The sequence below is a fragment of the Pseudoalteromonas sp. SWN29 genome, from assembly GCF_015864465.1.
Taxonomy (GTDB): domain Bacteria; phylum Pseudomonadota; class Gammaproteobacteria; order Enterobacterales; family Alteromonadaceae; genus Pseudoalteromonas.
The window spans coordinates 1-510 of the sequence record NZ_JADYXE010000202.1 but is presented as its reverse complement, the minus strand read 5'-3'; the positions used below and the strand labels follow the sequence as shown (position 1 = coordinate 510).

At 34.1% G+C, this 510-nt stretch carries 1 protein-coding gene; it reads right to left on the bottom strand.

The window, feature by feature from the left end; genetic code table 11:
* Nucleotides 1–510, bottom strand: a 510-nt coding sequence (locus I6F53_RS20490; RefSeq protein ID WP_197240990.1) for a transposase, incomplete at both ends; no start/stop codon positions are given.

Below are 510 nucleotides of genomic sequence, written 5' to 3'. Positions count from 1 at the left end.
TTTTTTTCTTTTTTTGACCAATACCCAACAACTCTTGTTAGCTTGTTTTTTATGCTAACATTCATATCAATCAGATTATTTTTAGGTAATTCGGGGAGCAATTCACATAGCTTGGGGCAATCACTTCCTGTTAGTTCTTGTCCATTTTGCTTAAAAGCATTATGTACTCTGACTGTTTTTAATCCCTTTGCTCTTAATACGTAAAATCCTCCTGCTTTATCTAATTCATGAATATAACTACCTGAATAATATCCTCTATCAGCAAGTAACAACTGTCCTTTCAGCTCTTTAAGTGTGGGAAGTTCTTCACGTTCAGAGTAACTGTCTGGTGTTATAGCTGCTTTTTCAAAGCAACCTTGCGTTAAATTTAAAGTAGCATGCAATTCAATAGCTGCTGGACACGTATTTGAAAATCGCCCAGGAAAAATATCTTTTAAAGAACGATGAAGCATAATAGAGCTACCGTCCTGAATTAAAATATTATCAAACTTGAACAAATCTTTTTTCGTG